General features: G+C 42.4%; 17 protein-coding genes and 1 pseudogene. 14 read left to right on the plus strand and 4 right to left on the minus strand.

All coding sequences use genetic code 11. From position 1 onward, the window contains the following. Positions 1-335 precede the first annotated feature (335 nt). From myaer_RS01090 to accD, 3 genes are all read left to right on the plus strand, one after another. Positions 336-1,145, plus strand: coding sequence for a prepilin peptidase (locus myaer_RS01090; RefSeq protein ID WP_046660598.1), 810 nt, complete (start codon positions 336-338; stop codon positions 1,143-1,145). A 101-nt stretch (positions 1,146-1,246) separates the two neighbouring features. Further along, a complete protein-coding gene (locus myaer_RS21470; RefSeq protein ID WP_174236407.1) occupies positions 1,247-1,396 on the plus strand; it encodes a hypothetical protein in 150 nt (49 codons plus the stop codon). A gap of 19 nt (positions 1,397-1,415) precedes the next feature. Further along, entirely contained in the window at positions 1,416-2,366 is a 951-nt protein-coding gene (gene accD, locus myaer_RS01095; protein WP_046660599.1) for an acetyl-CoA carboxylase, carboxyltransferase subunit beta, read from the plus strand. A 139-nt stretch (positions 2,367-2,505) separates the two neighbouring features. On the opposite strand, the gene myaer_RS01100 is transcribed toward accD, so the two are convergent. After that, entirely contained in the window at positions 2,506-2,889 is a 384-nt protein-coding gene (locus myaer_RS01100; RefSeq protein ID WP_046660600.1) for a Fur family transcriptional regulator, read from the minus strand. A 31-nt stretch (positions 2,890-2,920) separates the two neighbouring features. Between myaer_RS01100 and purS the strand changes: the two genes are divergently transcribed. The 11 genes and pseudogenes from purS to myaer_RS22610 form a co-directional block, all read left to right on the plus strand. Further along, complete coding sequence (gene purS, locus myaer_RS01105) at positions 2,921-3,178, plus strand: phosphoribosylformylglycinamidine synthase subunit PurS (RefSeq protein ID WP_046660601.1); 258 nt, start codon at positions 2,921-2,923, stop codon at positions 3,176-3,178. 92 nt (positions 3,179-3,270) lie between these two features. After that, a complete protein-coding gene (gene purQ, locus myaer_RS01110; RefSeq protein ID WP_046660602.1) occupies positions 3,271-3,954 on the plus strand; it encodes a phosphoribosylformylglycinamidine synthase subunit PurQ in 684 nt (227 codons plus the stop codon). Positions 3,955-4,199: 245 nt separating this feature from the next. Then, positions 4,200-5,126, plus strand: coding sequence for a cation diffusion facilitator family transporter (locus myaer_RS01115; RefSeq protein ID WP_046660603.1), 927 nt, complete (start codon positions 4,200-4,202; stop codon positions 5,124-5,126). Positions 5,127-5,172: 46 nt separating this feature from the next. Continuing rightward, a complete protein-coding gene (rfbB, locus tag myaer_RS01120; protein ID WP_046660604.1) occupies positions 5,173-6,249 on the plus strand; it encodes a dTDP-glucose 4,6-dehydratase in 1,077 nt (358 codons plus the stop codon). 348 nt (positions 6,250-6,597) lie between these two features. Then, entirely contained in the window at positions 6,598-7,992 is a 1,395-nt protein-coding gene (locus myaer_RS01125; RefSeq protein WP_046660605.1) for a transglutaminase domain-containing protein, read from the plus strand. A gap of 30 nt (positions 7,993-8,022) precedes the next feature. After that, positions 8,023-8,583, plus strand: coding sequence for a KGK domain-containing protein (locus myaer_RS01130; RefSeq protein ID WP_046660606.1), 561 nt, complete (start codon positions 8,023-8,025; stop codon positions 8,581-8,583). A 70-nt stretch (positions 8,584-8,653) separates the two neighbouring features. Continuing rightward, entirely contained in the window at positions 8,654-8,854 is a 201-nt protein-coding gene (locus myaer_RS01135) for an HNH endonuclease (protein ID WP_071846395.1), read from the plus strand. A 30-nt stretch (positions 8,855-8,884) separates the two neighbouring features. Further along, complete coding sequence (locus myaer_RS01140; protein ID WP_002759746.1) at positions 8,885-9,247, plus strand: helix-turn-helix domain-containing protein; 363 nt, start codon at positions 8,885-8,887, stop codon at positions 9,245-9,247. A gap of 19 nt (positions 9,248-9,266) precedes the next feature. Next, positions 9,267-9,677, plus strand: coding sequence for a transposase (locus myaer_RS01145; protein WP_080949696.1), 411 nt, complete (start codon positions 9,267-9,269; stop codon positions 9,675-9,677). A 103-nt stretch (positions 9,678-9,780) separates the two neighbouring features. Beyond that, positions 9,781-11,007 carry an ISL3 family transposase gene (locus myaer_RS01150; RefSeq protein WP_046660607.1) on the plus strand — a complete coding sequence of 409 codons (1,227 nt, stop codon included), beginning with the start codon at positions 9,781-9,783 and terminating at the stop codon, positions 11,005-11,007. Positions 11,008-11,048: 41 nt separating this feature from the next. Beyond that, positions 11,049-11,142 (plus strand): annotated as a pseudogene (locus myaer_RS22610) (transposase); the annotation flags it as partial. Between the two features lie 154 nt (positions 11,143-11,296). Here myaer_RS22610 and myaer_RS01160 read toward each other — a convergent pair. The 3 genes from myaer_RS01160 to myaer_RS01170 form a co-directional block, all read right to left on the minus strand. Then, positions 11,297-12,052 carry an N-6 DNA methylase gene (locus myaer_RS01160; RefSeq protein ID WP_201262007.1) on the minus strand — a complete coding sequence of 252 codons (756 nt, stop codon included), beginning with the start codon at positions 12,050-12,052 and terminating at the stop codon, positions 11,297-11,299. 120 nt (positions 12,053-12,172) lie between these two features. Then, positions 12,173-13,588 carry a cation:proton antiporter gene (locus myaer_RS01165; protein WP_046660609.1) on the minus strand — a complete coding sequence of 472 codons (1,416 nt, stop codon included), beginning with the start codon at positions 13,586-13,588 and terminating at the stop codon, positions 12,173-12,175. Between the two features lie 126 nt (positions 13,589-13,714). After that, positions 13,715-14,053 carry a P-II family nitrogen regulator gene (locus tag myaer_RS01170; RefSeq protein WP_002778928.1) on the minus strand — a complete coding sequence of 113 codons (339 nt, stop codon included), beginning with the start codon at positions 14,051-14,053 and terminating at the stop codon, positions 13,715-13,717. Between the last annotated feature and the right edge of the window lie 74 nt (positions 14,054-14,127).

Below are 14,127 nucleotides of genomic sequence, written 5' to 3' on the forward strand. Positions count from 1 at the left end.
CTGGTAATTATTGGGACCACGAATGTATGGAAACGTATCAATCAGGCGAAAGTTCAACCATAGGTTTTTAAGCTCCACAAGAAGATATAGTGAGTGGCTAAGATAAGCTGTAAAGAATGGAACAGTCAAACTAGAGGCCGCGAGAGGTGAAAGTCTAACCCACGGGTCTGAATGGGAGGGGATGAAGGCGACATTCCCGACCCGTAATAGATGAAGTGTAACTTAATTTGGTATCGAGGACTGACTCCCCAAAAGGAAAACTTCCTATCTCACTATTAAGATAACTGCTATAACTGGGTATTCTAGGAAAGTGATCGGATTTCAGCCTTGAATCTATGGAAACCCTCTTTCATCTAGTTACTTTTGCCTTTGTCTTCGCTTTTGGTGCCTCGGTGGGCAGTTTTTTAAACGTGGTCATCTATAGATTACCGAAAGGGATATCTCTAGTTTATCCCCCTTCCCACTGTCCGAAATGTCACCACAGGTTAGGTAAAAGCGAGAATATACCCGTTTTAGGCTGGTTATGGCTAGGGGGTCGCTGTCGCTGGTGCAAAACCCCGATTTCTGTCCGTTATCCAGCGGTCGAAACTTTTACCGGTTTATTATTTTGTCTGGTTTTAGGAGATTTTAGCTTTTCTTGGCAGACCCTCGGCCATTGGATTCTGCTAAGTTGGTTATTAGCTTTAGCTTTGATCGATTTTGACACGATGACGCTTCCTAACTCCCTCACCCAATCGGGATTAGTTTTAGGGATAGTTTTTCAGACTCTCTTGGGTTGGCAAAATAATCAAACTGTTATCTATCTCTTTTCAGCGATCGCTAGTGCGGTTTTAGGAGTCTGGTTATTTGATCTGACGCGGTGGGGGGGAAGTTTTGCCCTCAGACAGCAGGCCATGGGGGGAGGAGACGCGAAATTAGCGGCCATGATCGGTGCTTGGTTAGGATGGCAAGCATTATTAGTCACCGCTTTTCTGGCCTGTGCTATCGGGGCGGTGATCGGTATGACGGGCATTTTTCTCGGTAAAATGGGAAAAAGACAAGCTATACCCTTCGGGCCATTTCTTGCCCTCGGCGCTCTGATGAGTGTCTTTTGGAGTGATAAGATCATCTCAGCCTATCAAACCATTTTTTTGCCTTTGTTGTAAAAAAGCTATCTTGTAATTAAATCTTGATACAATAGTCTTCTGTGTCTTGGATCACCATTAGAACAACCCCCAGTCTAGGGTAAGCCGATTGGCTACAGGAAATGCTCAAAGCTCAGGACATCCCCAGTCACGTTATCGCTATTGGCCTTGGTATTTATTGCGGCCAGGGGCATCAGGCCGCCCTACAAGTGCGTCCCCAAGATCGCTGGACAGCACTTTTGTTATTAAGTCCTCTAGAGGAAAGTCTATAAATTGTCTTTATTTTAAACTATGTCTCTATTTGATTGGTTTGCAAATCGCCAAAAAACAGAACCCAAGGTTCAACAACAACAGGAACGAGAAATAGCCGATGGTTTGTGGACAAAATGCCCAAATTGCGGCGTTTTGGCCTATACGAAGGATTTATTAGCTAATCAATTGGTTTGTCTCGATTGCGGTCATCATAATCGGGTGGAAAGTGAAGAAAGAATTCGCCAGTTAGTGGATGCTAATACTTGGACTTGCCTCGATGAACAGATTCGACCGACGGATCCGCTCAAATTTCGCGATCGGAAAAGTTATAGCGATCGCCTGCGGGAAACCCAAGAAAAAACGGGTCTGACGGATGCTGTCCGAACGGGAACGGGGACAATCGATGGTTTACCCGTAGCTTTAGGGGTGATGGACTTCCGTTTTATGGGGGGTAGCATGGGATCGGTGGTGGGAGAAAAACTCTGTCGTTTGACGGAACACGCTACCGATGAACGTTTACCCCTCGTGATCATCTGCGCTTCCGGTGGGGCGAGAATGCAGGAAGGAATGTTAAGTTTAATGCAGATGGCCAAGATTTCTGGCGCTCTTAACCGGCATCGGGAAGCAAAATTACTCTATATTCCTGTCTTGACTAATCCCACCACGGGGGGAGTCACGGCCAGTTTTGCCATGTTGGGAGATATTATTATCGCTGAACCGAAGGCTACTATCGGTTTTGCTGGTAAACGGGTAATTGAACAGACTTTGCGCGAGAAATTGCCGGAAGGTTTCCAAACATCGGAATATTTGTTAAAACATGGGTTTGTCGATGCGATCATTCCTCGTCCCCATCTCAAGAAAACCCTGGCCCAATTAATTAGTTTACATCAGCCCTTTTTCCCCTTGTTATCCCCCCTCAACAGTCATCATCACTACAGTCAGCCGGAGTTAATCCCTGTGAAAACAGCCCAAGGTCAAACAACAGTTTAATCTTTGTAGGACGGCGCTGGAGTTGGCAGGGCTGGAGTTGAGAGTCTGAGCATTTGTACTAAATTGACTCAATAGACAGTTTAAATGTAGTGCATCCCACACCCCACACCAAGGCAAAGCTTTTTGCCGCCAACCCTACTTAACCGGGTTGACAGCGATCGCAAAGTCCAAAAAATTCGAGAGTATGGTAATAAACCTTGAATTGGTGGGATTTTTCGAGTTTTTCTTCCAATTCATGAACGGGACACTCATTAAAGACGATAGACCGGCCGCAATGAATACAGGTAAGATGGTGTTGGTCCTGCTGAACGGAACTGTAGAGGGATTCTCCTGTGGCTAGGGTTCTCACCTGCACCGCACCCTGTAGCTTTAGGGATTCTAGGGCGCGGTAAACAGTGGCTAACCCCATATTTTGGTCACGCTGACGGAGTTCCACAAACAATTCTTGAGCGGATACTGCCCGATTTAAGGTTTTGAGTAAGTGGATAATGCGCTCTTGCGATCGGGTGCGTTGGGATTTCATATCAAAAAGGTCAGCGATCAAATTTAATTCTATGCCAAAAAATTATCAGTGCTTTATTTATGTTACCCTGCGCCCTTCGGTTCTCGATCCGGCGGGTACGGCGGTAGAGTCGGGATTAAAGCAATTAGGTTATGATACTGTAGCCGGGGTGCGAATTGGTAAGTATATTGAGCTTACCGTGGCAGCAGAGGATGAAACCAGCGCCCGCGCACAATTGGATCAAATGTGCGATCAACTATTGGCTAATCCTGTAATTGAAAATTATCGCTTTGATTTGCATTGTCAGTAGACAGAAGTCAGGAGTCAGGAGACGGGAGGTAGGGCAAATAATTAAAATTTGCCTGTCACCTTCTGCTAAAAAACTTAATTAAGTTAAAAATTATGAAGTTTGGGATTATTGTTTTCCCCGGATCGAATTGCGATCGAGATGTGGCAACGGTGACGGAGGGGATTTTTCAGCAACCTACCCGCTATGTTTGGCATCAAGAGACGGATCTAGGGGATGTGGATGTGATTGTGGTGCCGGGGGGATTTAGTTACGGCGATTATTTGCGCTGTGGTGCGATCGCTCGATTTTCACCAGCAATGAAAACTGTCCGAGAAGAAGCCGAAAAAGGTAAATTAGTTTTAGGCATCTGTAACGGTTTTCAGGTATTAACGGAAATTGGACTGCTACCCGGTGCGTTAATTCGCAATCGGGATTTACATTTTATCTGCGATCGAGTGCCAGTAAAAGTGGAAAATAATCAATCTGTCTGGACGCGAGGCTATCAACCACAACAGGTGCTTAATTTGCCCATTGCTCACGGGGAAGGGCGTTATTATGCCGCAGAAGATACGTTAAAATCTCTGGAGGATAACGGTCAAATTCTCTTTCGTTACTGCACTCCCACAGGAGAGGTAAATGAGTCAGGAAATCCCAACGGATCGTTAAATAATATTGCGGGAATTACCAATAAAGCAGGAAATGTGCTAGGAATGATGCCTCATCCCGAACGGGCCGCCGATCCGCTGCTCAATTTGACCGATGGTAGTCTATTATTTCGGGAGTTGATCAATTGTTGATGACCAGACCTCTTGCAAAAATCAAAAATTGTTGTTAGGGTCAGGAGTCAGTAGCCAGTAGTCAGTAGTCAGGAGAATTAAAAATGAATAATAATCAATTAAATGGTCTATTTACAGATTTTATGCAATTTAATCCTTATTTTTGCCGTTTTTAAACCCTCAAATAGTTGGGTTTTTTGGGGTTTTAGTTAAAATTTCCCTGATAACTGATAACTGATAACTGATAACTGATAACTGATAATCCTGTGGCTGTTTTAAGAGATAATCGGGCTACCGTCCAAAAGGTTCTTTGGATCACCCTGCTGCTGAACATTTTGGTTATGGCGATCAAAGCGGGGTTGGGTTTGAGGATTGGTGCTTTAAGTCTGCAAGCGGATGCTCTCCATAGTGTCACCGATAGTGCGAATAATGTCTTGGGATTGGTAGCGATGCGGTTTTCTTCTCCCTATCCCGATCGAGATCATCCCTACGGACATCTGAAATACGAAGCGATCGGAGCTTTAGCGATCGCCGCCTTTTTGGGGATTGCCTGTTTTGAAATCTTGCAAGGGGCGGTCATGCGTATTATCAAAGGAGGAAAACCCGTCGAGATTGCCGGTCCTGAGTTATGGCTATTAATTATCGTTTTAGGGGTGAATATTTTTGTCACCTATTATGAAAGATCCGTGGGGCAGCGTGTCGGTAGTGCGATTTTGATTGCCGATGCTCGTCATACCATGAGTGATGTGTGGGTGACAATTACGGTTTTATTGGGTTTAGTCGGGGTTTGGGTGGGCAATACGGCTAATATTCCCCAATTACAATGGTTAGATGTGATTTTGTCCTTTCCCGTCGCTTTTTTGGTGTTTAGCAGTGGTTGGAAAGTCCTGATGGAGAATTTACCTTTGTTAGTGGATGAAATGGCGATCGCTCCTGAAGTGATTCATCAAATTGTCATGGGGGTGCCGGGGGTGCTTAATTGTCATGCGATCGCATCTCGGGGAGTGGTGGGAAGACAGGTATTTATAGAAATGCACCTAGTTGTCTCCGCTCAAGATGTGGAAACTGCTCACAGGATCACGGAAGCGGTAGAAGCAAGATTAACCCAACAATTTAGCCCTGTGAGAATTTTAATTCACGTTGAACCGCCGGATTATCGCTCCGATCAGATCACTTTCGAGCAGGAATTGTAAGGCAAAAAGGCCTAGAATAAGTAGCGAACTTTTGCTAGAGGTGGCCATGGCGACAGAAAATCAAGCTAGAAACATAGTAATTACTGGTGGAGCAGGATTTATCGGCTCGAATTTTGTTCATCATTGGTGCGAGAATTATCCCGAGGATCGTGTCATTGTTCTCGATGCTCTTACCTACGCAGGCAATTTGAATAATTTAGCGACACTGAAAGATAGAAAGAATTTCCGTTTTCTGCAAGGGGATATCTGCGATCGAGCGTTAGTTGATCAATTATTTGCCGGTGAAAATATCGATACAGTTGCCCATTTTGCCGCCGAATCCCATGTGGATCGATCGATTCTCGGTCCTGGGGCTTTTGTGCAGACTAATGTGGTGGGAACTTTTACTCTATTAGAAAGTTTTCGGCAACATTGGTTAAGTAATCATCAACCGGATAACTATCGTTTTCTGCACGTTTCCACCGATGAGGTTTATGGCAGTTTAGGAGTAGATGATCCGGCTTTTACCGAAACTACTCCCTATGCTCCTAATAGTCCCTATTCTGCCTCAAAAGCGGGGAGTGATCATCTAGCGAGAGCTTATTTTCACACCTACGGAATGCCGACAATTATTACTAATTGCTCTAATAATTATGGTTCCTATCATTTTCCCGAAAAGTTAATTCCTTTGATGTGTATTAATATTCTTTTGGGGAAACCTTTACCCGTTTATGGTGATGGTCAAAATGTTCGAGATTGGTTATATGTGCGTGATCATTGTCAAGCTTTAGATACAGTTATTCACAAGGGAAAAGTGGGAGAAACCTATAATATTGGCGGCAATAACGAGGTAAAAAATATCGATTTAGTCAGGATGTTATGTGAGTTAATGGATGAATTGGCCCCCGATTTACCCGTGCAACCCGCTCAGAATTTAATTACTTTTGTTAAGGATCGTCCCGGACATGATCGCCGGTATGCTATTGATGCCACTAAAATTCGCACCGAATTAGGTTGGCAACCTCAAGAAACCGTAGAGGGGGGATTAAGAAAAACCATTCAATGGTATCTCGATCATCGGGATTGGTGGCAACCTTTGTTATCCAAAGAATATCAAGAGTATTATGGGAAAGTTTACGGTTAGAGAGGGGTAAAAACTTTAATCTTAATTTTGGGTGTGTTAGTTTTTGCTAACACACTTATTACTTTAGCTAGATTAATATTTGGCTCTCCCAGGTTTGGTGGGTAAAATGTATTCTAAGATACAGTCTTGCGGGCGAGGGAGTGGAACGAACCACTCCAGACAGAAAGGACACAAAGATTGATCGCTACTATATAAGTTAAACTTATGACACAAAGAATAAGAGAGCCAATATTTTAATTGTCAGTAATTAAGATCACAGGAAAATCTCAAAAAAATAGTTAGCGTTGAGAGATAATAGGAGCAGAGCAGACTAAGACTGGCAATCTTTACTTTTTATTAGCAGCAACTATGGCTTATAAAAGAAATTATCGCCGCCGCAAGAATCGGCAATCGGGAAGGACAATTCCAGGGATTTTCATCTTTTTAGTTTTAATCTCCTTTGGGATGGCATTTAAAAACCAAAGTTCTCAACTGCTCAGGAATTTTCAATCATTTAAACCGGCAAATGACTTAATTTATAATACTAATAATCTGCAACTTTCTCAGCCAATTATTCCGGGGAATGATCCCCAAGTTAGACAGGGAAATTATCAAAACATTGATCCTCTAGCTCGCAGCATCAATTATTCAGGGAATTCTCTATCAGAATTAGCAACAATTCTATCTAAATATGCCAAAACAGAAGCAGAAAAAGCCCGCATTATTTACGTTTGGATAACCCATAATATTACCTACGATGTGGCAAGTTTTTTCAGGGGTAATTACGGTGATGCTAGTGCTTATACTGTCCTCAAAAATCGTTTAGCTGTCTGTTCAGGTTATGCCAATCTTTATCAAGCTTTAGCAGAAAAAATGGGATTAAAATCAGCAGTTGTTATCGGTTATGCAAAAGGATTAGGCTATCTAGTGGGCAATGGTAGTGATGCTAACCATGCTTGGAATACTGTCAGAATTAATAATGCTTGGTATCTAATTGATGCAACTTGGGGTGCGGGAGTAGTCAATAACAATCAATTTCAACGGCAATTTAATCCTCATTATTTTGCTACTCCACCCGCACAATTAATTTATAGTCATTTTCCCGAACAAACCCAGTGGCAATTATTACCGAAAGTTTATAGAAAACAACAATTTGATTCTTGGCCGATTGTGACATCACAATTTTTTCGAGATGGGATAAAATTAGTCAATTACAAGAGTTATAATATCCAGTCTTCAGGGATGACAGAAGTTATTTTACAAGTTCCTACTCACACCCAGATTTCTGCTCAATTGCAGCAAAATAATTTACCTATCAATGGCCATTTACCCTTAATTCAAAGAGTCAATGGACAAGCAATAATTAAAGTTTCCTTTCCCCAAACTGGTACTTATGATTTGATGGTTTTCTCTAAAAATAAATCCGATCAAAACCACTTTAATCATGCTTTATCTTATCGAATTACCAGCAATGCTAGGGGTGTCCCTATCCCGAAAACCTTTGCTACTTTTGAAGAAAATAATACCTATCTTTATAGTCCCACAATAGCCAAATTAACTAAGAATCAATTGGCAAATTTTAAAATAGAAGTACCTAATGCTTTAGCTGTGGTTATCATCGATCAATCATCGGGTAACTGGACTCCTTTAACTAAGTCAGGTAATTTATTTTTCGGTAATGTTAAAGTTGGTTCAGGAAAGATAACTATCGCTGGCAAGTTTACCGACGGTAATAACTACGCTAGTTTAGTTGAGTACGAGTAATTTGTCTTTGAGTCATTAAGGAGCAAAAGAATTAATATTAATACTTTTAACAACTCTCGGAAAATCATTATCGAAGATGATAATATTGTATTGATGTTTGAAAAAGAAAAAGTTATTTTAGTGAGAAAATTTAAAGAAAAAATCCAAGCAGATTTTTTGAAGTATATCGCCAACTTTACTTCCTATGGAAGACTAAGAAAAGATCTGCAAGATATATATTCTATCTTTGGTCAAATTAGTAAAATTGAATGGGTTCATTATCCGATTGAGAAGGATTGTAAATTATTAATACTGGGTGATAAAGACTGGAGAACAGGAAAAGTTAAAACTTATGGAGAATGTACTTTTTCTAATGTTTTAGAAAAACTTTCAAACAGGTCAAGCAGTACTTTGAGTGATATTCAAAATGAAATTTTCTGGAAAGAAATGACAAATCAAGGCTTTAAGGATTTCGATGAAATTCGTCAAATAAAAATTACTCTAGAATTTATTCCCGAAGAAAGCACAATTGAGCAAGAACCAGAATCACCTCTAGAGGAAATTCGGCAAATGTTGCGAGAAAATCCAGAAAAAACTAACTTCAATTCCTGAAAACCTAATTAGGTAATGAGGAAAATAAATTAAAGCAATCACCTCTATCCTGTCGCCTGCTGTAATTATCATGGCAAAAACTCCGAGAATACCGATTCCGATCGAAGTGAGAAAATATGTTTATCAAAGGGATAATTATCAATGTCAGAGTTGCGGTAAACCCGAAAACTTTACCCAACTTTCCATAGATCATATAATTCCCTTAGCTTTAGGTGGCAGTAACGATATAGCGGTATGCACTTGCATGAGGTACAATAGAAGAGGACAATAAATTATAGACCTAGGCAGGAGCCACGACCCGATGAAGCCCTATTCTTTAGACTTGCGACAAAAGATCATCGAGACCTACGAGGAGAATAACCTCTCACAACGTGAGTTAGCCAAAAGATTTAGAGTAGCTTTAAGCTTTATCCAGAAACTAATCAAGCAGTGGCGTGAAACAGGAAATCTAAATCCCCGACCGCATGGTGGAGGACAAAAACTCAAGCTTAAGAGCGACGAAATTATCTTGCTGGGCGATTTAGTCCAAGAAAAGAAAGATGCCACCTTAGACGAGTTAAGAAAACAAATTGAGGAAAAAACACAGACGGTGGTGAGTAACTCAACAATCAGTAGAATTTTAAAACGGCTAAATTTAACTCAAAAAAAAAAGCTTACACGCTAGGGAAAGAGACACGGAAAGAGTGCAAAAATTAAGAGAAGAATATTGGGAGAAAATCCGAGATGTTAGAGCGGAAGATTTGGTTTTCGTTGACGAGTCTGGCTCTAATCTAGGGATGACAAGACTTTATGGCAGGGCTGAAAAAGGTCAGAGAGTGTATGATTCAGTTCCGTTAAACCGAGGAAAAAACGTCACGATAATTGGAGCGATAGCGCTCAAAGGCTTGCTGGCTTTTATCAATGTATTTGGAGCCGCAAATGGTTTAATATTTGAAGCATTTATTGCTACATTATTAGTTCCAAACTTGTGGAAAGGAGCTTGTGTATTAATGGATAATGCTTCGATTCATCAAAAAGAAACCCTCGAACCAATGGCTCTTCCGAACTTGTCATGTAAAATTAAAAAAAAACAGACAATTATTGCTGACCAATAAAACAATAATTTATCTTTAAAAGCTGACTATGCTTGCAATACAGCAATTTATTGTTTAAAATATAGACAGCCAAGACCAGCAATTTTAGACACAAGCTATACTTATGCCATCAAATCCACAATTAAAGTTAATGACCGAGCTACTTCACCTAGAAGGAGTTGTCGTTACCAATTATCAAATTATTACCGATATAGGAATTGTTTTACATTTAGAAAATATGTCAAGAGAAAGCCAGTGCATTCATTGTGGAAGTAAAACGGAAAAAGTTCATCAAAACAATGAATTAACAATCCGAGATTTACCCTTTGGAGAACAGGCATTATATCTGAGAATCAATCGTCGTCAGATGAGATGCGAGAAATGTGGGAAAAAATTCACAGAAGAACTAAATTATTTGCCGAAGAAAAGAACCTACACAGACAGATTTAGAAAAAAAATAGTGGCCGAAGTCCTGAATAGTGATCTCAAAAATACGGCAGAAAGAAATGGAGTAAGCGAACAAGAAATAGAGACGATGCTCAAAGACTTAGGAGAAGAGTTAATAACCGCAAAACCTCAAGGGCTAAAAAAACTAGGAATAGATGAAATAGCCATGATAAAGGGAAAAGGAAATTACTATGCTGTGTTAGTAAATATAGACACAGGAAAAATTATAGGCTTAGGGGAAAAAAGAACAGAAGAAGCATTAACAGAATATCTGAAACACTGGGGAGAAGAGGTTTTGAGCCAAATAGAGGAAGTAAGTATAAACCTGTGGATAGGGTATAAAAATGTGGCAGAAAAACTAATGCCTCAAGCTCAAATAGTAGGGGATAGATTCCATGTAATGAAACAAGTAAATAACGAGCTAGATGAAGCAAGAAAGGAGGTAAAAAGAGAGGCAGCTAAGATAAAAAACAAGAAAAATAAAGAAAATATCTTAGCAGGAATAGCCAAGAGCAAATATGCCTTATTAAAGAATGAAGGAGACTTAGTAGAGAAAGAAAGGAAAAAATTGGAAGAAATATATAAAGTGTCTCCAAAACTTGGGGAAATGCACAAATTAAAAGAGGAATTTAGAGAAGTATTTGAGAAAAATACGGAGGGGAATGAGGGATTATTTGCCTTGAGTGATTGGCTCAAAAAGGCGATGGCTTACTTTCCTAAAAGCTGCCAGACAATTCGGCGGTGGATTGACGAAATAACTGCCTATTTTGATAACCGAACAACCCAGGGAACAGTTGAAGGAATTAATAATAAACTGAAGGTGATTAAAAGGAGAGGCTATGGATTTAGAAACTTTAAAAACTTTAGTCTTAGATGTTTATTAAATTGGCATTTTGCTAGTTGATTTTACATGGTAAGTTCGGAAGAACCGAACCAATTCTTCAAGAAGTCGGTGCTAGACTGGAGTTTTTACCTCCCTATTCTCCCGATTTTTCTCCCATTGAAAACTGTTGGTCGAAAGTGAAAATACTGATTCGTTCTATGTCACCTCGTACCTATGCTGATCTAGAAAAAGCGATCGTTCAAGCCTTTAGTCAGATTACATTGCGAGACATCCATCACTGGTTTACCCATTGTTGCTATTGCGATACCCCTTTTAAAGAGCCTACCTAGTCATCCATGCTGTACCTCATTCAACTGAAACCCGCTATATAGGCTAAAGCCTTTTTCTCCTTGCCGAAAAAAGTCCTCGTCTGTAGCGTTTCTAGCTCTTTCGTACTCAGATCGGCCTTACTGTGGCGTAAATACTCGTAGGCCTCGCAGAGAAACCCCGCCGAACCGCAGGCCCCGTCATAAATCGTCTCCCCTAATTGCGGTTTAATCACTTGAATCATCGCCCGGATCAGGGGCCGCGGGGTGTAATATTCGCCCCCGTTTCGCCCCGCATTGCCCATATTTTTGATCCGGGTTTCGTAGAGATCCGAAAGCTCGTGTTTCTGCTGTTGTGTGCGAAACTGAAGCCGGTCGATACTTTCGAGAACTTCCCGCAGGTTGTACCCGCTCTGAAACTTATTCCGCACCCCCGCAAAAATTTCCCCGATCTTAGCCCCGAACGTCCCCGGTTCTGCGTATTGCTTGAATCCCTGAAAGTAGGGAAATAGCTCGCTATTGACGAACTCGATCAGATCGTCCCCTACCTTGGCGGTTTTCAGCAGTTCACCCCTTGCGTCCTTGGGGTAGGCCCAATTCGACCAGCGATAGGGTTCGTCTAGTAACGGATCGTAGTCTTCCCCCGTCAATAATGCCCGATTCTGGCGATCGACTGACCGATCGTCGAGATATTTCAAAAAGAGAATCCAGGAGATCTGTTCTGCGTAATCCAACTCCGTGGCGCATCCCGCCTCTTTTCGGAGAATATCGTCGATATTCTTAAATGTCTGCTCGAACATAGGAAAAAGATTAGATACTCTCAAATCTTACCTCGATCGCTCCCTTATCCTGAGCATAGATTTGTAAAAAGGCTGAAAATGCTTCAGCCTCGTCTAAAAAATCAGATTTTACCCGCAAAATTAAGTAATAGGATTAGCTGGTTCCTTGCTTTCTAGGGTTTCGGGAACAGCTTCCGTCTTACCAAAAGCAATTCTGAGGAAGGGAGGTGCGAGGAAAGTGGTCAGGATTACCATAATAATAATCGACACCTCCAAAGGCTTATCCAAAATTCCGCTGGCCGAACCAATCCCAGCAAAAACTAGACCCACCTCACCCCGGGGAATCATACCCACACCGATGGCGAGACGATTGATTCCGGATATGCCAAAAACTGCCCAGCCCGTCACCAGTTTACCGATAATCGCCACAACCATCAAAAAGACAGCGATCAAAAGTCCGGCCCGATTCTCCGGTACCGTTGGGTTTAAAACACCGAGATCGGCACGCGCTCCCACCGTCACAAAGAAAATCGGTACAAGCAAATCGGCGATCGGTTTAATTAACTCATCCAACTCGTTGCGGGTATCGGTTTCATCAAGAACCAAACCGGCGGCAAAGGCCCCTAAAATCGCTTCAAGATGAATAGCATTGCCTAAAAATGCCATAAAGAAAGCGAAGACAAATGCGGGAATAACAATATTTCCACGAGTTTTCAGCCGCTCCACGATCGCCACAAAACTTTTGTTAAAAACACCTCCCAACAAAATTGATCCGATCAAAAAGGCCGTAGCGCTGACGATCAAATAAATAACATTGACCACATCGATCTCACCGGTTTTGGCTAAACTAGCGACCACAGCCAGAACAATAATACCGAGGACATCATCGATCACCGCTGCACCGACAATAATTTGCCCTTCTTTGGATTTGAGTTGACCTAACTCGGACAACACCTTCGAGGTAATACCGATACTGGTTGCTGTCAAGGCAGCCCCTGCAAAAATCGCCGGGATAGCCGCCACATGAAAGACGAGCATTAACCCGGCCGTACCTGCCGCAAAAGGTGCCGCAACCCCCACACAGGCCACAACCGTGGCTTGAATTCCCACTTCCTTGAGTTGCCGCAGGTCGGATTCTAGGCCAATTTCAAACAGCAGAATAATCACACCGATTTCAGCTAGAACCGAAATCACTTCACTTTGGGACTCAAAGATCCGGTCCACGGCAGCCGGGGCCAATTGATTCAATCCTTGCAGTACCGTCATAATCAGCGAATCGGAGGCCGATAGTCCCCCTTCGGGAAAGATGAGCAGATGCAAGGCCGAAACGCCGACAATCACACCGGCCACCAGTTCTCCCAGTACGGGAGGAAAATCTAATCGTCTGGCGGCCTCTGCGCCGAGCTTGCTGGCCAGATAAATCACCACCAGTGTCAGCAATACGCCAGAGAGAATAATCGGTGAATCCTCGGCCACAACGGTGGCGAGCAAGGGGAGCGGAGCCATGGGGGCTGCTATCTCCCCGATCGAAGGAGGCAGAATAGGGGACAAAATCATGAGTTTAAAGGGATGAGGGTTAAAGGTTTTAGGAGGTCATAAAACTGGGGGATAGGAAAAAGGTCCACCGCTCAAGGACAGTCAGGCTGCAGATGGGGTTGCCCAGATCAAGACAAGCTTAGTTGTCTAGATTTCACAGCCCTCTGGTCCACAGAAACTCTGTCCGTACAGAACCTCCGCATCACAGATATAGATCATGCCCGCAAAATTGAGGAAAAACTGATCGGCAACCTGCTTGGCAATATTTTGGGCCATAATTCGATCGGGGGTGAGTACCTCGAACTTGACATTCGTGTCGGTTTCGGAAACGTGGGGTTGTCCCGAAGAGCGCACGTTGCGGCTGCCCTTACCGCCAGTATCCATCACCGTGTAACCGGTCGCCCCGCATTCTTCGATGATCTTGGCGACTTTTTTCAGCAAAATCTTTTCTGTGACGATGACGAGCTTTTTGGCTGGTTTGGCCATGTTGATTATCTCCTTAAAATATGTACATTTATTTGCTTGGTCGGCCCCGTCAAGGGAGCGCCCACAGACCACAA

It is taken from the genome of Microcystis aeruginosa NIES-2549 (genome assembly GCF_000981785.2).
Taxonomy (GTDB): domain Bacteria; phylum Cyanobacteriota; class Cyanobacteriia; order Cyanobacteriales; family Microcystaceae; genus Microcystis; species Microcystis aeruginosa_C.